The sequence below is a fragment of the Microcoleus sp. POL10_C6 genome (assembly GCF_036701585.1).
In the GTDB taxonomy this organism is placed as follows: Bacteria; Cyanobacteriota; Cyanobacteriia; order Cyanobacteriales; family Microcoleaceae; genus Microcoleus.
In genome coordinates, this window is sequence record NZ_JAUBRB010000039.1 from 44,551 (window position 1) to 66,351 (window position 21,801).

At 46.3% G+C, this 21,801-nt stretch carries 18 protein-coding genes; 8 read left to right on the forward strand and 10 right to left on the reverse strand.

Annotated elements, in window-relative coordinates; genetic code table 11:
* Positions 1-79 precede the first annotated feature (79 nt).
* A complete protein-coding gene (gene thrC / locus QUA34_RS20410) occupies positions 80-1,378 on the forward strand; it encodes a threonine synthase (RefSeq protein WP_333389063.1) in 1,299 nt (432 codons plus the stop codon).
* A 205-nt stretch (positions 1,379-1,583) separates the two neighbouring features.
* Positions 1,584-1,859 carry a MoaD/ThiS family protein gene (locus QUA34_RS20415; RefSeq protein ID WP_333389064.1) on the forward strand — a complete coding sequence of 92 codons (276 nt, stop codon included), beginning with the start codon at positions 1,584-1,586 and terminating at the stop codon, positions 1,857-1,859.
* 370 nt (positions 1,860-2,229) lie between these two features.
* On the opposite strand, the gene QUA34_RS20420 is transcribed toward QUA34_RS20415, so the two are convergent.
* The 3 genes from QUA34_RS20420 to QUA34_RS20430 all read right to left on the reverse strand — a co-directional run bounded on the left by QUA34_RS20420 (position 2,230) and on the right by QUA34_RS20430 (position 6,460).
* Positions 2,230-4,119, reverse strand: coding sequence for a ribonuclease J (locus tag QUA34_RS20420; protein ID WP_333389065.1), 1,890 nt, complete (start codon positions 4,117-4,119; stop codon positions 2,230-2,232).
* 267 nt (positions 4,120-4,386) lie between these two features.
* Positions 4,387-5,310, reverse strand: coding sequence for a 4-hydroxy-tetrahydrodipicolinate synthase (dapA, locus tag QUA34_RS20425; RefSeq protein ID WP_333389066.1), 924 nt, complete (start codon positions 5,308-5,310; stop codon positions 4,387-4,389).
* A 106-nt stretch (positions 5,311-5,416) separates the two neighbouring features.
* On the reverse strand, positions 5,417-6,460 hold the full coding sequence (locus QUA34_RS20430; RefSeq protein WP_333389067.1) for an aspartate-semialdehyde dehydrogenase: 1,044 nt from the start codon (positions 6,458-6,460) through the stop codon (positions 5,417-5,419).
* A 1,015-nt stretch (positions 6,461-7,475) separates the two neighbouring features.
* Between QUA34_RS20430 and tig the strand changes: the two genes are divergently transcribed.
* The 3 genes from tig to clpX all read left to right on the forward strand — a co-directional run bounded on the left by tig (position 7,476) and on the right by clpX (position 11,282).
* Positions 7,476-8,891: a trigger factor gene (tig, locus tag QUA34_RS20435; RefSeq protein ID WP_333328171.1), complete on the forward strand. Its 1,416-nt coding sequence runs from the start codon at positions 7,476-7,478 to the stop codon at positions 8,889-8,891.
* A gap of 348 nt (positions 8,892-9,239) precedes the next feature.
* Positions 9,240-9,929 carry an ATP-dependent Clp endopeptidase proteolytic subunit ClpP gene (gene clpP / locus QUA34_RS20440; protein WP_333075055.1) on the forward strand — a complete coding sequence of 230 codons (690 nt, stop codon included), beginning with the start codon at positions 9,240-9,242 and terminating at the stop codon, positions 9,927-9,929.
* 9 nt (positions 9,930-9,938) lie between these two features.
* Entirely contained in the window at positions 9,939-11,282 is a 1,344-nt protein-coding gene (gene clpX / locus QUA34_RS20445) for an ATP-dependent protease ATP-binding subunit ClpX (protein WP_333328174.1), read from the forward strand.
* Positions 11,283-11,419: 137 nt separating this feature from the next.
* Here the strand turns inward: clpX and QUA34_RS20450 are convergent, their stop codons facing one another.
* Complete coding sequence (locus QUA34_RS20450; protein ID WP_333389068.1) at positions 11,420-13,501, reverse strand: DNA polymerase III subunit gamma/tau; 2,082 nt, start codon at positions 13,499-13,501, stop codon at positions 11,420-11,422.
* On the opposite strand from QUA34_RS20450, the gene QUA34_RS20455 reads away from it, so the two are divergent.
* Positions 13,481-13,624 carry a hypothetical protein gene (locus QUA34_RS20455; protein ID WP_333328180.1) on the forward strand — a complete coding sequence of 48 codons (144 nt, stop codon included), beginning with the start codon at positions 13,481-13,483 and terminating at the stop codon, positions 13,622-13,624. The two genes, QUA34_RS20450 and QUA34_RS20455, sit on opposite strands and share 21 nt — an antisense overlap.
* 415 nt (positions 13,625-14,039) lie before the next feature.
* Positions 14,040-14,951 (forward strand): hypothetical protein, encoded by a 912-nt coding sequence (locus QUA34_RS20460; protein WP_333328182.1) that lies wholly within the window; start codon positions 14,040-14,042, stop codon positions 14,949-14,951.
* A 17-nt stretch (positions 14,952-14,968) separates the two neighbouring features.
* On the opposite strand, the gene QUA34_RS20465 is transcribed toward QUA34_RS20460, so the two are convergent.
* From QUA34_RS20465 to QUA34_RS20480, 4 genes are all read right to left on the reverse strand, one after another.
* Entirely contained in the window at positions 14,969-15,691 is a 723-nt protein-coding gene (locus QUA34_RS20465; protein ID WP_333389069.1) for a DevA family ABC transporter ATP-binding protein, read from the reverse strand.
* 88 nt (positions 15,692-15,779) lie between these two features.
* The gene (gene devC / locus QUA34_RS20470) at positions 15,780-16,940 is read right to left on the reverse strand and encodes an ABC transporter permease DevC (RefSeq protein ID WP_333389070.1); all 1,161 of its coding nucleotides are present in this window, start codon (positions 16,938-16,940) and stop codon (positions 15,780-15,782) included.
* Between the two features lie 203 nt (positions 16,941-17,143).
* Positions 17,144-18,787 (reverse strand): HlyD family efflux transporter periplasmic adaptor subunit, encoded by a 1,644-nt coding sequence (locus QUA34_RS20475; RefSeq protein ID WP_333389071.1) that lies wholly within the window; start codon positions 18,785-18,787, stop codon positions 17,144-17,146.
* Positions 18,788-18,858: 71 nt separating this feature from the next.
* Entirely contained in the window at positions 18,859-19,596 is a 738-nt protein-coding gene (locus QUA34_RS20480; RefSeq protein WP_333389072.1) for a phycocyanobilin:ferredoxin oxidoreductase, read from the reverse strand.
* A 139-nt stretch (positions 19,597-19,735) separates the two neighbouring features.
* On the opposite strand from QUA34_RS20480, the gene tatA reads away from it, so the two are divergent.
* Positions 19,736-19,927, forward strand: coding sequence for a twin-arginine translocase TatA/TatE family subunit (tatA, locus tag QUA34_RS20485; RefSeq protein ID WP_333328211.1), 192 nt, complete (start codon positions 19,736-19,738; stop codon positions 19,925-19,927).
* A gap of 165 nt (positions 19,928-20,092) precedes the next feature.
* Here tatA and panB read toward each other — a convergent pair whose 3' ends face one another.
* Together panB and QUA34_RS20495 are read right to left on the reverse strand one after the other, a co-directional pair.
* Positions 20,093-20,869: a 3-methyl-2-oxobutanoate hydroxymethyltransferase gene (panB, locus tag QUA34_RS20490; RefSeq protein WP_333389073.1), complete on the reverse strand. Its 777-nt coding sequence runs from the start codon at positions 20,867-20,869 to the stop codon at positions 20,093-20,095.
* A gap of 532 nt (positions 20,870-21,401) precedes the next feature.
* On the reverse strand, positions 21,402-21,801 hold a 400-nt coding region (locus tag QUA34_RS20495), incomplete at its 5' end, for a hypothetical protein (protein ID WP_333389074.1).

Sequence of the window (21,801 nt, forward strand, 5' to 3'; positions counted from 1 at the left end):
GGTATGGTTGACGCACTAATTTGAGCGTGGTATTCTGGGAAAAGAATTAACAAACATCGCAAAACTAGAGAGTTGAGCTATGACCCAGGCGACCCGAACACAATCCACAGCAGCAACCTTCACAGCCCTCAAATGTAAAGAATGCGGCGAAGAGTACGAACTCCAAGCCAAGCACGTCTGCGATTGCTGTTTTGGCCCGCTTGAAGTCAAGTACGACTACGACGCCATCCGCCGCACCGTCACTCGCCAAACCATCGCAGCCGGCCCCAACTCGATCTGGCGCTACCGCGCATTTTTACCAGTCGCTACAGATAACGTCATCGATGTCGGCACTGGGATGACTCCTCTATTAAAATCCCACCGCTTGGCGCGCCGCCTCGGTCTAAAAAATCTTTATATTAAAAACGATGCCGTCAATATGCCCACTCTCAGCTTTAAAGACAGAGTGGTGTCAGTCGCCCTCAGCAGAGCCAGAGAATTGGGTTTCACAACGGTATCCTGTGCCAGCACCGGCAATTTAGCTAACTCCACCGCTGCGATCGCCGCCCACGCCGGACTCGACTGCGTAGTCTTCATCCCCTCCGACTTAGAAGCAGGCAAAGTCCTCGGCACTCTGATTTATAATCCAACTGTCATGGCAGTTCACGGCAACTACGACCAAGTTAACCGTCTCTGTTGCGAAGTCGCCAATACACATGGCTGGGGATTTGTCAATATCAACTTGCGTCCCTACTATTCCGAAGGCTCAAAAACCCTCGGTTACGAAGTTGCCGAACAACTAGGCTGGCAATTGCCCGATCACATCGTCGCTCCCCTCGCCTCCGGCTCTTTATTCACAAAAATTTACAAAGGTTTTCAAGAATTCACCGAAGTCGGTTTAGTGGACGAAAAGAAAGTCAGATTCAGCGGTGCCCAAGCTGACGGCTGTTCCCCCATCGCCCAAGCATTCCGCGAAGGCCGTGATTTCGTCAAACCGGTGAAACCGAATACAATTGCTAAGTCGATCGCGATCGGCAATCCAGCCGACGGTATGTACGCCTTGGAAATCGCCCGCAAAACAGGCGGCAACATTGAATCCGTTAGCGACACCGAAATCATCGAAGGCATGAAACTGCTAGCAGAAACTGAAGGCATATTCACAGAAACCGCAGGTGGCACGACCATCGCAGTCTTGAAGAAACTCGTAGAAGCAGGTAAAATCAATCCCGATGAAACCACCGTCGCTTACATCACCGGCAACGGTTTGAAAACGCAAGAAGCAGTTCAAGGCTACATCGGCGAACCCATCACCCTCGAACCGAAACTAGAAGCGTTCGAGCGCGCCCTAGAACGCGCCCGCACCCTCGAACGCTTAGAATGGCAACAAGTTTCGGTTTAATAGCTATTAGTCATCAGTCATTAGTCATTAGTTATTAGTTATTAAGCTGTTGACTAATGACTACTGACTGATTAATAGTCATCAGTCATTAGTCATTAGTTATTAGTTATTAAGCTGCTGACTACTGACTACTGACTAAGGACTACTGACTACTGACTAGTGACTACTGACTAAGGACTACTGACTACTGACTAAGGACTAAAAAATGACTGTTAAAGTTTTAATTCCAACCCCTCTGCAAAAATTTACCAACAATCAAGCCACCATCGAATGCGCCGGCGATAACATTTCCGAACTCATTGAATCGCTGGAAACCAATTGTCCCGGCATCAAAAAAAGCCTGTGCGATGAACAGGGAGAACCCCGCAGATTTCTCAACTTCTACGTCAACAGCGAAGACATCCGCTTTTTGGATGGCTCAAAAACAGCCCTCCAAGATGGTGATGAAGTTAGCATTGTTCCTGCTGTTGCTGGTGGCTGATATCAATTCCGGTTGCACTCCTTATGATATAAAGGACACGGCAATGCCGTGTCCCTACCGAAAATAATATTGTAGGGACAAAGGCACTCGCGGTGTCCTAATTTTGGCTAATAATTCCGATGCTACCGGAAACGATATGATTAATTTTCAACTGCAGATTTAGGCAGATAAGCACAGATGAACGCAGATAGTTATTTAAATCTATCTGCGTTCATTTGCGTTCGTCTGCGGTTGAAATGAAAGTTTTAATTCCTGTGGTTTTTTAACCGCAGATTGAGGCAGATAAACACATATGAACGCAGATAATTATTACATTAAATCTATCTGCGTTCATTTGGCGTTCATCTGCGGTTGCTAATCACGATCAAACTTAGGAGGCGACGGAAGCTGCCCTTGTAGCAGTCCGGGGACGGCGCCGGCCAGTCACCTGATTGGCAGGAGATGGCAAGGATGGCGATGGCAAGGAGGGCGATGCCGATGAGGGCGATGATAATAGCTTAGGTGCTTCCAGGGAACCTGGAGATACTGCTGCTTTTTCCGATCGCACTGCTTCTTCAGGAATCTGCATCAGGAATACCAGCAGGGGATTGCTTTGAAGTTCCCGGCGCATCACTCGCTGAATTGCTTTTTCTATTTGGGTTTGCACTCCTACCCAGTCAATGTCAACTTGCGAGTCAGCAGTGGCGGGTTTTACAAATTCTGACCAGCGATCGCTCAAAACTGTTTCAATAGTTTGAGTGATTAATTTGATCACCTCCGCGCGATCGGCTGATGTCACTACACCTTTTAAGTGAACTTCTGGTTTGGCAACTAATTTGCCTTCCCAATTCAAAGCCGCCGCTACAGTTACAACGCCATCTCCGGCCAACTGCTGACGTTCCTTGAGGACGCTAGCTTTGACCACGCCCGATCGAGAAGCATCTACCAATTCAATTCCTGAAGGCACTTGACCAGCGACTCGCATTGAATTTTCAGTTAATTCTACGACATCGCCGTTATCAATAACTACCATATTGCTAGCGGGAATGCCCATGCTTTGAGCCGTCTTGGAGTGCTGGATCAGCATCCTGTGTTCCCCGTGAACCGGCAAGAAGAACTTGGGACGAGTCATGTTAATCATTAACTTTTGGTCTTCTTGACAGCCGTGGCCGGAAACGTGAATGCCTTTGTCGCGGCCGTAAACCACGTGTGCTCCCAGCATCATCAGTTTATCGATCGTGTTTACCACTGCGATCGTATTTCCGGGAATCGGATTAGCCGAGAAAATGACTGTATCGCCCTTTCTGATTTTCAGTTCGTGATGTTCGCCGTTAGCAATGCGAGTCATCGCCGCCATCGGTTCACCTTGGGAACCTGTAGTTAAAATCAGCACCTTATCTTCAGCCAAATTGCGGATTTCTTTCAGCGGTTTGAAAATACTATCTTCGCACTTGATGTAGCCGAGATTGCGGCAGTGAGCGATGACGTTAAGCATCGACCGACCAACCACTCCGACATACCGATTGTTTTTCTTAGCCAAGTCCAAAACAATTTGCAATCGGTGTACCGACGAAGCAAAAGTTGTCAGCATCACTCGTCCCGGTGCTTGAGCGATAATTCTGTCTAAATTCGGCGCCACAGAACTTTCCGAAGCGGTAAAACCGGGAACTTCCGAGTTAGTAGAATCGCTGATCAAGCAAAGCACGCCTCTCTCGCCGTACTCCGCCAGCTTTTGCAAATCAAAATGCTCGCCGTCTACAGGAGTGTGGTCAATTTTAAAGTCCCCGGTGTGGATCACAATTCCGACGGGAGTGTGAATTGCCACCGTAAAACTGTCGGCCATCGAGTGAGTGTTGCGGATGTATTCGACTAAGAAATTCTTGCCAATTCTGACAGTATCCCTGGGTCGAACCGTCCTCAATTCAGTGCGGTGAGACACTCCGGCTTCTTCGAGTTTTCCCGCTAGCAATGCCATCGCCAAACGGGGGCCGTAGATGACCGGAATTTCAAATTGTTTGAGGTGGTAAGGAATTCCCCCTATGTGGTCTTCGTGACCGTGTGTCACGATCATACCTTTAATTTTGTGGCTGTTTTCCCGCAGGTAAGTCATGTCTGGAAGGACAATATTTACCCCGTGCATTCCATCTGTCGGGAACGCTAAACCGGCATCTAAAAGAATAATTTCGTCGCCGTACTCGAACACACAAGTGTTTTTACCGATTTCGTGCAGCCCGCCGAGGGGAATAACTTTTAGAGCAGATGCAGTTGTATTTTTGATCATGCGTATCCTTTGTTAGTTATTTTTGTTATTGGTCTGTGGTCTGTGGTCTGTGGTCTTTCGTCTTTCGTCTACTGTTTGTTGGTAGGGCGATATTTTTCCAAATATTTATGGAAAAATCCCTGGCGGGTTTTACTATCCCGTACAGTCAGTTGTCTTGGGTCTTCATTCTTTTATCTTCAGTCTTTAATCCTTGACTGTTAGCTACTTACCAACACTTAATTACTAATGACTGATGACTCAGAACTAATGACTGATAACAACCAATATTCAGTTGTCTGAAAACTCGTTCTCGCTCGTCTTGCTAGCTGATACTGCTGCTAGCTGACTCAGTACGTCCTTTAACTTTTGAGTTACCTCAACGGGTGGATCGCACAGGGGCGGACGGGTGGAGCCTACATCCCAGCCTTGAAGTTTGAGAGCTGTCTTGACGAGAATGGGATTTGTGGTGAGAAAAAGAGCTTTAAACAGGTCGAAAAGTTGCAAGTGAATCTGGGTAGCGACTTGAACTTGACCGGCCTCGAAAGCTTTGATCATCTGTTGCAGTTGTTCTCCTACCAGATGGCTGGCTACGCTAACTACACCAGATCCTCCTACTGCCAACATTGGCAAAGTTAGGGAATCATCTCCAGAATAGATGGCAAATTCAGGGGATGTCAAGCACCGAATTTGACTTGCTTGATCCAAGTTGCCACTTGCTTCTTTTACGGCCACAATGTTGGGGATTTCTGCCAATCGAGCCACCGTCTCCGGCAACATATTCTGACCAGTGCGACCGGGGATGTTATATAACATTATAGGCAATTCTGGAGCAGATTGCGCGATCGCCCGAAAATGATTATATAAACCTTCTTGCGGGGGTTTGTTGTAATAAGGAACCACCTGCAAACAGCCGTCTAACCCGAGTTTAGCTGCTTTTTGGGTAGCTGCGACTGCTTCTGAAGTAGAATTCGATCCGGCTCCTGCGATTACCAACGCCTTACCGACCACTGCCTTTTGTACCACCTGAAATAATTCGTACTCTTCATCCCAGGTCATAGTGGGAGACTCGCCAGTAGTGCCGCACACTACCAAGCTATCTGTACCGTGATCGGCTAAATGAACTGCCAATTGTTCTGCTACCGCATAGTTAACGCTGCCGTCTTCCTTAAACGGCGTAATCATTGCAGTCAGAACCCGTCCAAACTTTACCACACTTTCTCCGATTTTAGACTGTTGATGTTTGATTTTAAATTTTTGATTTCAGATGAAAGGTTTATCTAAAATCCCCAATTTCAATTTCCAAATTGCCAGGGTTTCCCTAATTAGAAGCCGCCGCCACTTGGCTTCGCAACAAATTTTTTTCTACCAGCAACTCAGCTATCTGCACCGCATTTAAAGCCGCCCCTTTGCGAATTTGATCGCCCGACAGCCACATCTCCAACCCGCAGGGGTGAGAAATATCTTGGCGAATCCTGCCAACTAACACCTCATCCTTACCGCTGGCTTCTGCGGGCATCGGGAAATAATTAGCTTTCCAGTCTTCTACCAGCTTAACCCCGCTTGCCTGCTTTAAGATTTCCCTGGCCTCGATCGCGCTAAAAGGCTCTGCAAACTCTAGATTAATCGCTTCCGAATGAGCACGCAGTACGGGAACCCGCACACAAGTTGCCGTAATTTTAATCTCGTCCGTACCAAATATCTTCCGAGTTTCGTTTACCATTTTCATCTCTTCTTCACAATACCCCAAATCATTAATCGGGGTGTTGTGCGGAAACAAATTAAATGCTAAGGGGTAGGGAAATATATCTGTTTTGGGAGTTTCCCCCTGCAAAATTGCTCTTGCTTGAGCTTTCATTTCCTCCATTGCCCTTGCCCCGGCTCCGCTGGCTGACTGGTAAGTCGCTACCACGATGCGCTGTATCGGCCTAACTTTGTGAAGTGGCCAAACGGCAACTGCCATCAAAATCGTCGTGCAGTTGGGATTAGCAATTATACCTCGGTGAGCGGCCGCTGCTTGGGGATTGACTTCGGGAACCACTAGCGGTACGTTCGCATCCATGCGGAAAGCGCTAGAATTGTCAATTACCACTGCCCCGGCTGCCACAGCTTGCGGAGCCCATAATTTAGAAGTAGAGCCGCCGGCAGAGGCGAGCACCAAATCTACATTATCAAACGATCGCGCCGAAACTGCTTCGACCGGCAGCATCTCATCGCCAAAAGGCAAAGTTGTGCCTGCTGAACGTTCCGAAGCCAGCAGCTTCAAGTGAGAAATCGGAAAACTCCGGCTGTGCAAGAGTTCTAGCAACTCTGCCCCGACTGCGCCGGTAGCTCCTAAAATGGCAACTCGATAGGATTGAGACAAATTAGTTTCCTCCACAAATTAAAGTCTAAACGATCGAAATCAAAAATTTAAATAACTGCAATTCTCAATATCAAACTTAATTAATGTTATGCGACATCAGGAGCATGAGAGGATGGCAATGGTGCAGTTAACCGAAACGGGCGATCGGACTTCCTGATTTCGACGTGCGATCGTACCCAATGCCAGTTTAGCATCTTTTGCCAATCGCCCACGCCCAATCCGCATCCGGTTAAGTTTTGCGATATATCTGCATTTTCGCAGGCGCATCCATTGACTTTAACTAGCTGCCTAGGCCGGCAAGATTGACATCACAGGGCGATATGTGCTATGGTGCATCGGCAATTAGTGGACTTAACCTCCACATTCCTAGCAGCAAAAGCTAGTATCCTCAAACCAAAACTATTTGGCAAGAGCCAAAAAAGTAGCCGACAATGACTTACAGTCTCATCCGGTAAAGGTTTTGTAGTTGTGCCGTTACGAGTCAAAGCGTAACAAAATTAAAATGCAGGCAAAGTCAGATTTGTATGTATTTTATCAAGGAAATTGGGTCTAAAACCCTGTCCTTCTAGGACGGCTTTAATTTCTTAAATCCCTTCCTAAAAGTCAGGAAATTTCTAGTATACTACAGTAGTCAAGGTTAAACTCCTGCGCCATAGTGCATAAAAACAGTTAACGACACACTTTAGCGCGTAAACCGGGGGACAAAGAGCGGCGAAAACTCTATAAACAGCTAGGGGCTTAACACAGTTCCTTTAACCAGAGAAACAAACTATTTAGTCTTGTTAAGTAGGGTAGGGCATACCCGAACTCTAGGTAAATATCCTAGTACGCTTTTGGAGATAGACCCTCTGGGATGACTGCGAATCAGGCTCGTTAATTGGTAGGATTTCTACGGTTAAAAAGTTTGAGGATTGCCGCAAGGACGCAACATTTTAAGGTCAGTCGCTGAATTAAGAATCCCTGTCCTTTAGGTCAGGGAGTGTCAATACACTATTGTTAAATATCAAAAAAGCCGATGAAAGTAACCCAGGAAAAACTTCCAGCTAGCCAAATTGGTCTGGAAATCGAAGTACCGTCAGAAAAGTCAAAACAAGCTTACGAGCAAGTAATTAAACAATTTGCTCGCGAGGTTAATATTCCTGGGTTCCGCAAAGGCAAAGTTCCCCGTCAAGTTTTGCTACAGCGCCTAGGCCAGACTCGCTTGAAGGCGACGGCTTTGGAAAATTTGATTAATGATTCCCTGCAAAAAGCCCTCGAACAAGAAAAAATTGCCGCAATTGGCAGTTTTGAACTTCGCACCGAGTTTGAAGAATTACTAGAGAAGTTCGATCCAGAACAGCCTCTGATTTTTTCGGCGAAGGTTGATGTACAACCAGAAGTGAAAATGGGTCAGTACACTGGTTTGCAGCTTCAAGCAGAAGAAGCTAAGTATGATGAGGCTCAGGTAGATGAGGTATTGGCAAAATATCGCTCGGACAAAGCTACTTTAATCCCCGTAGAAGGCCGGCCGGCTCAGTTGGGAGACGTGGCTTTGGTTGATTTCTCCGGTAAATTTGCGGAAGCAGCCGAAGGCGAAACTCCCGCAGAAATTCCTGGTGGCGAAGCAGAAGACTTCCAAGTAGAATTATCGGAAAATCAGTTTGTACCGGGCTTTATCCAAGGCATGATCGGGATGAATCCGGGAGAAACTAGAGAAGTTTCCGTGCAGTTCCCAGATGAGTATAGCAGTGAAGAATTAGCCGGAAAACCCGCAGTCTTTACGATTACCCTCAAAGAACTTAAGGAAAAAGAATTGCCGGAGTTGGACGACGACTTCGCCCAAGAAGTCAGTGAGTTTGAAACTTTAGCAGAACTGCGCGAATCGCTCGAAACTCGGTTTAAAGCAGACCAAGAAAACAAGACATCAGCTAATAAGGAAAAAGCTATATCAGCAGCCCTCGTGCAGCTAATAGACGTGGAAATTCCCGAAACAATGGTCGATCGCGAAATCGATTATTTGTTGAATCAACAAGCCGTCCAATTGAAAAATTACGGCATAGATATCAACCAACTGTTTACCGAAGAAAATATGGGCCCGATGCGGGAACGCTCGCGCCCGGAAGCAATCGAGCGCCTCAAGCAGAATTTAGCTCTGGCAGAAGTAGCCAAGCTGGAATCCTTATCTGTTGAACCAGCAGAAGTAGCAGCCGAAGTAGCAAAAATCAGAAAGCAGTTTCCCAAAGGAGATTTTGACCCCCAAAGGTTGCAGGAATTTGTAGCCGAAGACTTGCTCAAACAAAAAACCCTGAAATGGTTGGAAGAAAAAGGAACAATCGAACTCGTACCTGAAGGCTCTCTGACTCCCGCAGCAGAAGAATCAGAAGAATCGGACGCTGAAGATTCAGCAGAAGCAGCCACGAGCGTTGAAGTGGAAGTCGTAGGCGAAGAATAGAACTTAATTTGTTCAAATGTCCTAATTGGGGGCATGAAATCAACCGCGATTTTAACGGCGCACCCGATCCTTAACTACAAGCTCCGGGTGCGCCCGATCCTTACTAAAACCTCGGGGCGTCCACTAGAAGCAGCTATGATTGACAAGTGAGTGTTTTAACTCATTCACCCCGCGAACCTTGCGATTCACGCCCGCGTTGCGCCGAACACAGAAAGCAATCTCACAGACTCAAAACTCCGCATTCCCCCGATATCTGTTCAGAAGAGGCATAATAGTTAAAAGCTGGCGGCTTAATTTAAAGCTTTCATCAGCAGCAGCAAATTGTCTAGAATCCTTGACTGGTGTCTTATGGTTGTATCTCAATCTTCCAATTACCTAATTACAAGCTATAACGATTTTGATGTCAGTTCCAGCCCCAGCAATGTAGTGCCGATGGTACTAGAACAGTCGGGGATGGGCGAGCGGGCTTTTGACATTTACTCGCGCTTGCTGCGGGAGCGAATTGTGTTTTTAGGAACTCCCGTAACCGACGAAGTTGCTGACTCGATAGTGGCTCAGCTATTGTATCTAGATGCCGAAGACCCAGAGAAAGATGTCCAAATGTACATAAATTCCCCCGGCGGCTCGGTGACGGCCGGCATGGCAATTTATGACACAATGCAGCAAATCCGCCCCGATGTGGTAACGATTTGTTACGGTTTGGCAGCGAGTATGGGCGCATTTCTACTGACAGCAGGAGCCCACGGTAAGCGGATGTCTCTTCCGAGTTCCCGGATTATGATTCACCAGCCGCTTGGAGGCGCTCAAGGTCAAGCAGTTGATATTGAGATTCAAGCCAAAGAAATCCTTTATCATAAGCGTAAGCTGAATCAACTTCTAGCGCACCACACGGGTCAACCGATCGACAAATTAGAGGCGGATACAGAGCGCGACTTTTTTATGTCAGCCGAGGAAGCCAAAAATTACGGTTTGGTCGATCGAGTTATCGCTAAAGAAAACCTTCCGGCGGCGGGAGAGAATGTCACTGCACTGAATTAAGAGGCTGTTATGTCTAAGTACGACTCCCATCTAAAATGTTCGTTTTGTGGCAAGTCTCAAGAGCAAGTACGCAAGTTGATCGCAGGGCCCGGGGTGTATATCTGCGACGAATGCGTAGACTTGTGCAATGAAATTTTAGATGAGGAGTTGTTTGATTCGAGTGCAGTGCCTGCTGCGGCGGTGGCACCGAAGCAGGAAACGACGCCAAAGCGCCGCGCTTCCTCGGGCAAAAGTATGTCGATGAGCCAAATTCCCAAGCCCAGGGAAATTAAAAATTACCTCGACGAAAATGCGATCGGGCAAGATGAGGCGAAAAAGGTGCTCTCGGTGGCTGTTTACAACCACTACAAGCGCCTGAGCTTTATCCATGCCAAAAATAGCGGCAAGCACCCGCCGGAAGAAGTAGAACTGCAAAAATCGAATATTTTGTTAATCGGGCCCACGGGCTGCGGAAAAACTCTGCTGGCTCAGACGTTGGCGGATATGCTGGATGTACCCTTTGCGGTGGCTGACGCGACGACGCTGACGGAAGCGGGCTATGTCGGGGAAGATGTGGAAAATATTTTGCTGCGGCTGCTGCAAGTGGCAGATATGGACGTGGAAGAGGCGCAGCGCGGAATTATTTATATTGATGAAATTGACAAAATAGCCCGCAAGAGCGAAAATCCTTCGATTACGCGAGATGTGTCGGGTGAAGGCGTGCAGCAGGCGCTGCTGAAAATGCTGGAGGGGACGATCGCCAATGTACCTCCCCAAGGCGGCCGCAAGCATCCCTACCAAGACTGCATCCAAATTGATACTAGCAATATCATGTTTATCTGCGGCGGTGCTTTTGTCGGTCTAGAGAAAGTGATTGAGCAGAGAACGGGTAAAAAGTCAATGGGTTTTATTCAGCCCGGAGAAGCTCAGCCGAAGGAAAAGCGGGCTGCTGATGTACTCAAGCAACTGGAACCGGATGATTTGGTGAAGTTTGGGATGATTCCTGAGTTTATTGGGCGGGTGCCGGTGGCGGCGGTGTTGGAACCGCTGGATGAGGAAACGCTGATGGCGATTTTGACTGAGCCGCGCAATGCTTTGGTTAAGCAGTATCAAAAGCTGCTGAAGATGGATAATGTGCAGTTGGACTTTAAGCCAGAGGCGATTCGGGCGATCGCCCAGGAAGCATACCGCCGCAAAACTGGAGCACGGGCGCTGCGGGGAATTGTCGAAGAATTGATGTTGGATGTGATGTACGAGTTGCCGTCGCGCAAGGATGTTGCCCGATGTACGATTACGAAGGAAATGGTCGAGAAGCGATCGACCGCCGAGTTGTTGGTACTTCCGTCTTCCCTGCCCAAGCCAGAGTCAGCTTAAAAGTAGATATTCACAATCACTAGGTGACTTTAATTAAACATAAAACTTTTAGGGTATTAAGAAACCTGGAAGGGCGGCCACTCTTAGCAGCGCCCTACTAAAAAAACCGAGAAACCCGGTTTTTTTAGTGATCTACATTACCAATCTATAAAATCATCCTCACCTAACTCAGAAGATAACTCGGAAAAATCCGGTTCAGATTCCAATCTAAAAGTTTTCGACTCCCAAATCTCCAGGTCATCCGACAAATCGACTACTTCCCCGTCAAACATATCAGCCAATTTCCTAGCCGTATTCGCGACATATTGAGCGTCATCACGCACCGCTATAGCCTGAGCGTTAAAGTCATTTTGAGAGGCTGTAGAGCCGTTGGTGGGCGATCGTGATTCGGAAATTAGGGGCACATTAACGGCGGTATTTTCAGGCGCTGGCGGGTGTTTTTGTTCTTCTCCCCTATTCCCCAAAAAATCATCTGTAATCTCCGAACTCGCCGAGTTCTGCACCTGTTGGCCGACATCATCCGCAGGATGAGAATTCCTGGGATTTTCGCCAACACGTCCGTTAGAACTTGGCAAATCCTTAGCGCGGGAATTATTAGTTTCAGCGGGATTTGTCAATCCCACTTTTACTGTTACTCGACGGTTAAAAATTTGCAAAAAAGCTTCTTCAATATTAGCTACTTTGTCTTTAACCATATTCAGCAACGGCTGGGAACTAATCTTAACATGAGCAGTATTATTGCTAAAAATTACTAGCTGTCCATGTTGGCGAAGCAGCGATTGAGTTCCATGCGGCCGCACGCGGTCAAGTACCTGTTCCCACACTCGATTTAAATCGATTTCATCGGCTGAATTAGTCGGTGAATAATTTGTTTGATTCGTTTCAGCAGTTGGTACAGGTGCGGGAATCGCTGCAGGAGGTGGGCTTTCTGTTCGATTAGCCACAGGCTGCGACTGAGGCGGAGGATTTTGCGAATTGGGAACTGAAGATTGTTCAATATTAGATATCTGACTCCCCCCCGATTGTAGGGGCGGTGCCCCCGTGCCCGCCCTGGGTTGGGGGGGGTGATTTTGTGGTGGTTGAGTAATATTTTTAGCTGGTTCCGCTGTTGGTTGCTGCTGAGTTCTAATTGCTGAGGGCAACAATCCCAATAGCGTTACTTCCAGCCACAAACGCGGCTGAGTAGTGTTTTTAATTTGCACTTCGTGGGTTTGCAAATGTTTCTGACCTGCCAAAATCAACTCCGCATCCCAATGGCGGCCAAAATCCCCCAGTTTTTCCCAAGTTGCCGATGTTAAAGCTACTAAATCTGACCGTTTTGGTGCAGCTTTAGCTATTAGCAAATCTCGGTAAAAGCTGGCGAGACTTTGCAGCACGATTAGCGGTTCCCGACCGCGATCCATGAGGTGGCGGGTCATGTCTATTAGTGCTGTAGCGTTATCTGTATCAATAGCTTGCAGCAAATCCATTAAGTCATTTTCGGGTACTGCACCGACTAAATCCCAAACCTTTTCGACTGTTACTTCACCCTGAAATAAGCTTAGTTGGTCGAGCAAACTTTCGGCATCTCGCAGACCACCTTGGGCGATTTGAGCAACCATTTGTACTGCATCGCTGGCAATATTGATATTTTCTAATTGGGCAATTTTGTGCAAGTGAGCAATCATTGCATCGAGGGGGATGCGGCGGAAGTCGAACTTTTGGCAACGAGAAATAATAGTTGGTAATACTCTTTGTGGGTCGGTTGTTGCGAGGACGAATACAACGCGATCGGGCGGCTCTTCTAATGTTTTTAATAAGGCATTAAATGCCTGGGTACTGAGCATATGAACTTCGTCGATTACATATACTTTATAGCGGCATTGTACGGGGGCAAATTGAGCTCGTTCGATCAAATCCCGAATGTTATCTACTCCGGTGTTGCTGGCTGCGTCAATTTCGATGACATCTAGTGTCGAACCTCGGGCAATTTCTTGGCAAACGTTGCATTTGCCACAGGGTGTCGGGGTAGGGGCAACCGTAGAAATACAGTTGAGAGATTTGGCGAAAATTCTGGCACTAGAGGTTTTACCGGTGCCTCTGGGGCCGGTGAATAGATATGCTGGTGCTATGCGCTCTTGTAGGATGGCGCTGGTGAGCGTTTGGGCGATCGCCTCTTGACCGACTAATTCGGCAAATGTCTGAGGGCGATATTTGTGATGCAGGGGTTCGTAGGTCACGATCGAATATTGGTGGTATTAGCTGTAATCTTAGCTAAGGAGACGTTGTTCGATCGCACCACAGCTCGACTTTCACAGCAAGCCGCCCGGTGGGCTTGCACGGCGGGAGTTAGCCAACAGTAGGAATTAGCACTCTCCCAACGTCCGCCCCTCGATCGTCCGGGCGATCGGCTGTTCTGCTTGATGTTTTCCGCTGCTGGCTCCCAGAGTTACTATTAATTTATGTGTATTTCTTTTTATTTTTCTAGAAAAGGAGACCCTCGAACAAACATTTTTTTTAGCTGTATTGGTATAATATATTACAGACAATTCACCATTTCAATTGGTCAGTACCAGCACGCGATTTTCCGATATTTCGGAAACTGGCTGGCAGTTAAAGATAAAGTATTAATTAGAGGGTGCGTGCTCCAGTTGCAGAAATCCAGTTGTACCAAGATGATGGTGGAATGATGTCAATGTGGGTTGATCCAGTTGCACTACCAGCTCTACTCTGGAGTCCTGTATAAATATAGCGTCAAATTTTACCCTTTAAAAGCCCATGTCAACCCAAATAATCCTTGTAGAACCAAGGTTGGCAGTAGCCTCTCCCAAACCTAAACAGGCTAAACCCGGAGATCCGTCCTCAGACCAACTCTTCATGGGAGCGTCGGGATTACTGTTGTTATTGCTTATCGGTTTAGCGGTGTTTACCAAGCTAAAACTCGACGATTTGAGTAAAAAGCTCAAATTTGAGGAGTTTAGAAATCGAGAACTCCAGAAAAAATACAAAATGGCTCTGGAAACCATGTTAAAGATGGAAAAGAATCCCGACCTTATCCACTCGCGAGACTTTAATTTAGACTACCTGAGAATGCGAATGGCGGAAGAAGTATTTCACTTTGCCATTGTGAACCAGATTAAGGTAAAAGTCAAAGAAAAAATTAGTATTGCTCTGCGTCCGACTCAGGGGGCAGTGGGAGATAAAAACGGGAATGCGGGCAGTGGCAGGCAAGTGGATTCGATGTTTGATATCGAATACGAAACTGGCGATCCGGCGGTAAAAATAGAAAAACGAGTGCTGTTTCGGATTCAAATTAAGCTGATGAAACTGCCGACTCAGGCAACATCAGCGACAATTAATCAAATTATTGACTGTTTGGAAACTTATCTGAGTCCTTCAGACGACCACGACAGTTGGCAGCCGACAATTCAAGGTCGCATCGTTCATATTGAGTGGGATCAAAAAGCCAAGCCGACGCCGATGTTGGTGTTGGAACAGTCGAATGAAGGGGTGAATGTTACCTTTAGGACTACGAGAACGCCTGCGGGCCGACCTACAAATGCCAATGATAGCCAATTGATAGGAGCTAAGGGTCAAAAAAGTGGCAAAAGTAGTTCTAAAACTCCAGCCAAAGGTGCAACGAAAAGTCCTGCCAAGGTAGGAGCAAAGCGTCCTGGTTCTCGGAAATAAGTTGAGGTGGGTTAATATTATTTTCCCGAAAGAACGCCTGTGGCAGCCGCTGTTGATGTATCTTGTGCGAGGTAGCCGTCTTCCATGTGAATAATGCGATCGGCTATGTCTAAAATGCGGTTGTCATGGGTGACAAGCAAAATAGTGCAGTGCTGTTCTTTGGCCAAACCTCGCATAATTTCTACCACATCTCGACCTGATTTACTGTCTAGGGCTGCTGTGGGTTCGTCTGCTAATACTAATTTCGGCTGGCTGACTAATGCGCGGGCGATCGCAACTCTTTGTTTCTGGCCACCAGAAAGACTGTCGGGGTAATAATCTATTCTTTCTCCCAAGCCTACAGCTTGCAGCATTTCCTCTATTTTATCATTAGTTTCTTGGGGAGAAAGATGGTTGTGCAGGTCGAGGGACATTTGCACATTTTGCCTAGCTGTCAAGCATTTAAGCAAATTGTGAGCTTGGAAAATATAGCCGATGTCGCGACGGACTTTAACTAATTTATTTTTCGGCGTTCCCCGCAATTCTTGGTCGAGAATTTTAAGACTACCTTCTTGGATCGATCGCAAAGCTCCAATCAAGGTTAACAATGTTGTTTTACCAGACCCAGAAGGTCCAGTCATCAGCACGATTTCGCCCGGATAAATTTCGAGGTTGATATCAAATAAGGTATGTTTGCGAAGTTGTCCTTCACCGAAGGAATGATTGAGATTTTTAATCGAAACAACTGGTAAAATATTCATGGGTAATTTGTAGCTGTTAATTCGTAATTGGTAATTGGTATTGCCTTCTTTCTTCTTTTTTGATTCTTTCTGCTTCCTGCTTCCTTCGTTAAAATATATCTGCCGGATCGGCCGCCTGCAACTTCCTAACCGCGATCGCCCCCGACACAGCACACATGACAACTGTCATAATAAAAACAGTCATAGCTTTCGCCAAAGTCATATACATCGGCAAACTCGTAGCACTTCTCCCTAAATTGTACAGCACCAAAGAAACTCCAAACCCCGGCAAATAACCAATAATTGCCAAAATCAAAGCCTCTTGAAACACCACACCCAAAAAGTAAATGTCCTTATATCCCATCGCCTTTAGCGTAGCGTATTCGGGTAAATGATCGGTAACATCAGTATAAAGAATTTGATAAACAATCACTATCCCAACGATAAATCCCATTGCCGCGCCGAGAGTGAAAACAAATCCGATTGAGGTACTTTCCTGCCAATATTTTTTTTCAAAATCTACAAACTCTTGTTTAGTAGAAATTATCACATCTTTCGGCAAAGTTGCCCTCATTTTATCAACAACAGCCTTAACATCTGTTCCCGGCTGCAAGTGAACAATACCTATATCGATTAAACCTCTTGTTCTCCGCGTCGAAAAAATCCGCAGAAAGTTCAAATCGCTGGTGACAAGATTTCCGTCGGCACCGAAAGAGGCCCCTATAGTAAATAAACCATCTACCCTAACGCGGCGATTGTCAACTTCACTTTCAACAACTTTTCCCTGTTTGAAATATTCTGCTACCGGCCCAAACTCCGGCCGGGAAGCTTGGTCAAATAAAACCACATCTGAAATTTTGATTTTGTCCAAATTATTTTGGATTTCAGGCAGATCAAAGATGGGATGAGCGGGGTCAAAACCAATTACCATCAATTGCCGAGTATTTCGCTGGTTGGGGTCGGGGTTTTTCCACAATCCAAAGCCTAAATATACGGGACTAATTGCTGTAACACCGTCAAAACTCAAAGCTTGATACAAGCGACGCTGGGGAAAACTTTTCATGGCTATTAAAGCCGTAGACTGAGTGCTGGTGATAAAAATATCACCTTTTAACTTCGAGTGAAAGGTGATGGAGCTTTCAAATAGTGCGTCTCTAAATCCGAACTGCATAAACATTAGCAAGTCGGCGAAGCCAATGCCGGCTAATGCGACGGCTAAGCGCATTTTTTCGCGGGTTAATTGTGCCCAAGCTAGTGGTATTTTTGCCATAAGAGTCAATCTATTTTAGATTTTAGATTTTAGATTTTAGATTTTAGATTTTAGATTTTGGATTTTGGATTGAATAATTTTAGGATTTAAGCACGGGTGTTGAGAAACCGGGTTTTTTACCCTTATATTTGATTCACACCCTTAATCTTGGTAAAAAACCCGGTTTCTTGAGTGCCCATGCGTAAGTTTTGTCAAGGTAAAATTTAGATATCTATTTTGACTTCAACCTGCAAGTTTGTTAGGGTTGCAACTTTCTTGCTCGATTCCGGATCGAGGCGAATTCTTACTTCGATAACTCTCGCGTCGGTGTCGGCGGCGGGGTCTGTATTAAGGACATCTTTTTTGCCGATTTGTTTGCCGATGCGATCGACGGTTCCTGCCAAAGTGCCTGCAAATACGGGGCTGGTGACTGTTGCGCGCTGGCCGTTTCGCACTTTGGCGATGTCGGTTTCGTAAACTTCTGCTACGGCGTACATTTGGTCGGTGCCGCCTAGTTCTACGATGCCATCTTGAGTGTTGACACGTTCTCCTTGTCGGCTGTGAACTTTGAGGATGTAGCCGGATACGGGTGCTTTGACGTAACTTAAGTTTAAATCTACTTGAGCTTTTTGTTTGGTGGCGATCGCACTTTCGACGGCGGCTTGGGCGGCTTGCACATCTTCGGGGCGGACTTCGGCAATTTGGTCTAGATTTGCTTTGGCTTGATTGATTTGTTCTTGGCCTGTTTCTGCTTTTTGTTTGAGTATTGCTTCGGCTTGATTGATTTGTTCTCTACCAGTTTCTATCTTTTGATTTAAGGTGGCTCTGGCTTGGTTAATTTCCTGCCTACCTGTTTCTAACTTGCGTCTGAGATTGGCGCGGGATTGATTGATTTCCTGCTTGCCTGTTTCTACTGTTTGTTTGACTGTGGCTTTAGTTTCGACTATTTCCTCACGCAAAGTTTGCACGGTTTTTTCTAATACAGCTTGAGCTTCTTTTACTCTCTGGCGAGCGGTCTCTACTGCTAAACGTTTGGTGTCGTAGGCGGAAGCAGAAATTGCGCCTGTTTCTGAGAGTTCTTTATTGCGTTTTTCCTCGGCTTCGGCGTTGGTTAATTCGGCTTTTAGCCGATCGACTGTAGCGTTTTGAGAGGCAATTTCGCCGCGCAATTGAGCTTCTAGCCTAGCCAATTTGGATTGCTGCACCTCTGTTTCTCTTTCGAGTTGTGCCTCAAATTTGGCAAGATTAGCTTGTTCGGCTTCGGTTTCTCTTCGCAGTTGTGACTCGAATTTGGCGACGTTAGCTTGTTCAGCTTCGGTTTCTCTTCGCAGTTGAGCTTCTAAGCGGGCGACATTGGCTGCTTCGCCTTCGGTTTCCCTTTGCACTTGTGCTTCAAACTTGGCAACTTCTGCTTGTTGAGCGCCGACAACGCCTGTTTTTGCGCCTGCTTGAATTTTCGCTAATTCTGCTTGTTTGACTTTGACTTCTTTGTCGGCTTGTTGGAGGATTGCTTGGAGCCGATCGCGCGTATCGAGAACTGCTATGATTTGTCCTTGAGTGACTCGATCGCCCTCTTCCACCTGCAACTGTTCAATTCTTGCTCCCTCCGACGCCGAAGGGGCCGACAATTTGATAACTTCCCCCTGGGGAGTCAACCTACCCAAAGCGGTAACACTGTTGCGGGTGGCGACGGAAGTTGCAGCAGCCGTTGCAGCAGCCGCCTTTAACTCTTCGGCTTTTCTAATTTGAGATACTTGCCAAAAACCGACTCCTGTGGTAATGAGAGTGGCGGCGATCGCTAAACCGATGATTCCTCGCCCTGGGGGTTTTAAAAATGATTTATCCTTGACCCGTGATTCCTTTACCATTACTTATAAAGTAGGTGATTTCCTAATTAAGTTTTGTCCACCTACTATTAAGTATTGTAAACACTTTTCAGCTATTTAGGGATATCAAAAAGCACCTCGGTCATATAATGTTCGGCCCAATCTTGACCGAAAGCTTTTTCGAGTACGCGGCGGGTTTTGTCGTTTTGCTGCTGCTGGGTGCAGTAGTAAATTTGAGCGTCGAGAATTTCCGATGCTTCGGTGGCAGAGACAGGTTGGGAAGCGACTGCCTGTTTGCAGTGAATTTCAACGTAGGATTCAACAATATCCAAAAACCGACTGTTTTCTTCGATCGACTCTGGCCGCACAAACAGACAAAATTCTGAGAAAATATCCCCCCATTCGGGAATTTGGCGGGGACAAGAAAATTGCTTAATCGGCAAAATTCCCAGTTGGGTTCGGTAGGTTTCCGACAAAGTTCGATCTCGATTGAGGGGAGAAAGGTCTGCGATCGCGGCGCTAACTTGGCCTTTGCCTGCTACGATATCCGTGCCGAACATCGGCAAAGCATAATTCGGTCTGGGAAACATCACGCAGTGCAGAATGTCAAGCAAGGGCCCGACTTTAGCGAGTTCGAGGTGTATTTTGCGGAACTGGGGCGTTTGATAGCAGCGGTTTTCAATGATCAGTTTTTCTCCTTCCAAGCGGCCTTCTACATATCCCAACTCAGCGGGCAGGTGGTAGGGTTCGAGGTCGAGATAGCGGTGCCATACTGCTTCCATCCGGTCTGCTAAATCGCGGATGAGATGGTGCTGTTGCTCGCGCAGAGAAGGCTGGGATGTTTCTAACATTCTTATTTATCGTGCGATAGCTTAATTAAACTTGATTCTACTGTTGCAGGATGCAGGAAAAAAGGTAGATACTTTAACAATATCAGTAGATTGACTTAAGATTGACTTACGAGCGAGCAAGTTTTACAGGAGATTTTGTATGTTTGGTCTGGGATTGCCCGAAATGGGCATTATTGCGGTGGTTGCCATACTAATTTTCGGCCCCAAGAAGATTCCTGAGTTAGGAAATGCTTTGGGCAAAACGCTGCGGAGTTTTAAGGAAGGGGTTGGTCTAGCTGAGGATGAAGCTGTTGAGAAGGATAAAGAGGAAGAGGGCCAGCCGAAAGTGTAAATTAGGTTTGTAGTGAGGATTTTATAGCAATCCTAAATGAGTAGTCGTAATTTTTTTACCCCACCCCAACCCTCCCCGATGCCTTGGGGAGGGAGTAAGAAATTCACAAATGATTGAGGATTGCTATAGTCCTCATTGTTCAGGACTCAAGTCCTCACTAAGAACCTATTCGGGAAATTTGCCTTCTCTAACTTCGAGGGAATAATCTTTGACAGCTTGGGTAATCGTTTCTCGCAAATTGGCGTAAGCTTTCGCAAAAGGCGGCTGTTTTTCGGAAAGTCCCAACAAATCGGAAGTAACTAAAACTTGACCGTCGCAGTGCGGCCCGGCGCCGATACCAATGGTGGGAATAGTTAGTTTTTTGGTAATTTGAGCGGCTAAGTCGGCGGGAATGTGTTCTAAGACGATCGCAAAGGCACCTGCTTCTTGAAGCGCGATCGACTCTGCTATGATGCGATCGGCTGCTGGGGCCGTTTTTCCTTGTTTTTTGTAGCCGAGTTGGTGTACCGACTGCGGAGTTAAACCGACGTGGCCCATCACCGGAATTCCGGCGGATGTTAGCTGCGAAACTGTGGCAGCCATTGCTGGATATCCACCTTCTAATTTTACAGCTTGAGCGCCAGTTTCTTTCAAAACTCTCCCCGCCGAGTGCATGGCTTGCTGGGGACTTTCTTGGTAAGTCAAAAACGGCAAATCGACAACAATTAATCCTTGTTTAACTCCGCGGCGCACTGCTTTAGCGTGGTGCAGCATTTCATCGAGGGTTATGGGTAGGGTTGTCTCGTAGCCTAAGACTGTCATGGCGAGGGAATCGCCGACTAGGATGATATCTACGCCTGCTTCATCGATGAGTTGGGCGATCGCATAATCATAAGCTGTCAGGGCAACAATTGACCGCCCTTGTTGTTTCCACTGAATTAATTGATGAGTAGTGACTGACATTTTAGTACAAAAATATAATATTATTTCTGGATATTACTTATAATATCAAATCCGGGCGATCGCAGATTATATTATCGATCATTCTGCCATTGAAATCGCTTAAGAGTCAAACTTTCGTTCCAGCAGAGGGGGACTAAGAGTAAGATGAGAAAATTAGATAAATTGTATACGCGAAAATAACTTTGCATTCCCTCTGCGGGCAAAAGAATTAACCCCTGATTTTTCAAGTCCCCTTCTCAACCCAAATTTTCCTGGATCATTGAGCCAAGTCAAGGTTCTTCTCCTGCAGGACGTTCTACACAATCATACCTGCCTTCTCGTCCAGCTACGGCAAAACCAACATTTTTGAACAGAATACATTTTCTGGTTCATATTGCTGGATTTCCTGGGACTTCACCAACTAAAGTTAAACTTAACTGAGAGATCGTACAATTCAGCGTACATATTATATTATATCTATGTTTGAACAATATTTGTAACTGAGAGCGCTGTGGTTCTTTATTGTTTAATTTGGGTTGACAATTGTTGCACATTAATAGCAATAATGCTCTCTAATTATTGAATTACGAAGCTTCTGCCATTCTTGTTTAGAAACATCTGCACGAGTTTTGTCACCCGATGGATCGCGGATATCCCAAATAGTATCTGCAATCCGATCCTCTTCGAGGGCTCCGCTAACGAGCGATCGCCCATGAGAACGATAATCGAAGTCCCAGAAAGCATCACCGACGCAATCTCCTTGTGTAGTAATCATTTCTCGATCGACTGTACTACGAATAGCATTCCATTCGCGGATGTAGGCAGAAGAATCGTCAGATCGCAATTTGCGGCCTCCTAATTGAGGATTCACTCTATCGGGACTTAAACAATAAATCAGAGATAAGTAAGCTATAATGTAAGTAGGGTAAGCATTTAACGTTCCCGTCACACCC

Bases quoted from the DNA above. Each gene is read 5' to 3' on its own strand.
- thrC (WP_333389063.1), top strand. From the start codon at position 80: ATGACCCAGGCGACCCGAACACAATCCACAGCAGCAACCTTCACAGCC.
- QUA34_RS20415 (WP_333389064.1), top strand. From the start codon at position 1,584: ATGACTGTTAAAGTTTTAATTCCAACCCCTCTGCAAAAATTTACCAAC.
- QUA34_RS20420 (WP_333389065.1), bottom strand. From the start codon at position 4,119: ATGATCAAAAATACAACTGCATCTGCTCTAAAAGTTATTCCCCTCGGC.
- tig (WP_333328171.1), top strand. From the start codon at position 7,476: ATGAAAGTAACCCAGGAAAAACTTCCAGCTAGCCAAATTGGTCTGGAA.
- clpP (WP_333075055.1), top strand. From the start codon at position 9,240: ATGGTTGTATCTCAATCTTCCAATTACCTAATTACAAGCTATAACGAT.
- clpX (WP_333328174.1), top strand. From the start codon at position 9,939: ATGTCTAAGTACGACTCCCATCTAAAATGTTCGTTTTGTGGCAAGTCT.
- QUA34_RS20455 (WP_333328180.1), top strand. From the start codon at position 13,481: ATGCAGGGGTTCGTAGGTCACGATCGAATATTGGTGGTATTAGCTGTA.
- QUA34_RS20460 (WP_333328182.1), top strand. From the start codon at position 14,040: ATGTCAACCCAAATAATCCTTGTAGAACCAAGGTTGGCAGTAGCCTCT.
- QUA34_RS20465 (WP_333389069.1), bottom strand. From the start codon at position 15,691: ATGAATATTTTACCAGTTGTTTCGATTAAAAATCTCAATCATTCCTTC.
- devC (WP_333389070.1), bottom strand. From the start codon at position 16,940: ATGGCAAAAATACCACTAGCTTGGGCACAATTAACCCGCGAAAAAATG.
- QUA34_RS20475 (WP_333389071.1), bottom strand. From the start codon at position 18,787: ATGGTAAAGGAATCACGGGTCAAGGATAAATCATTTTTAAAACCCCCA.
- QUA34_RS20480 (WP_333389072.1), bottom strand. From the start codon at position 19,596: ATGTTAGAAACATCCCAGCCTTCTCTGCGCGAGCAACAGCACCATCTC.
- tatA (WP_333328211.1), top strand. From the start codon at position 19,736: ATGTTTGGTCTGGGATTGCCCGAAATGGGCATTATTGCGGTGGTTGCC.
- panB (WP_333389073.1), bottom strand. From the start codon at position 20,869: ATGTCAGTCACTACTCATCAATTAATTCAGTGGAAACAACAAGGGCGG.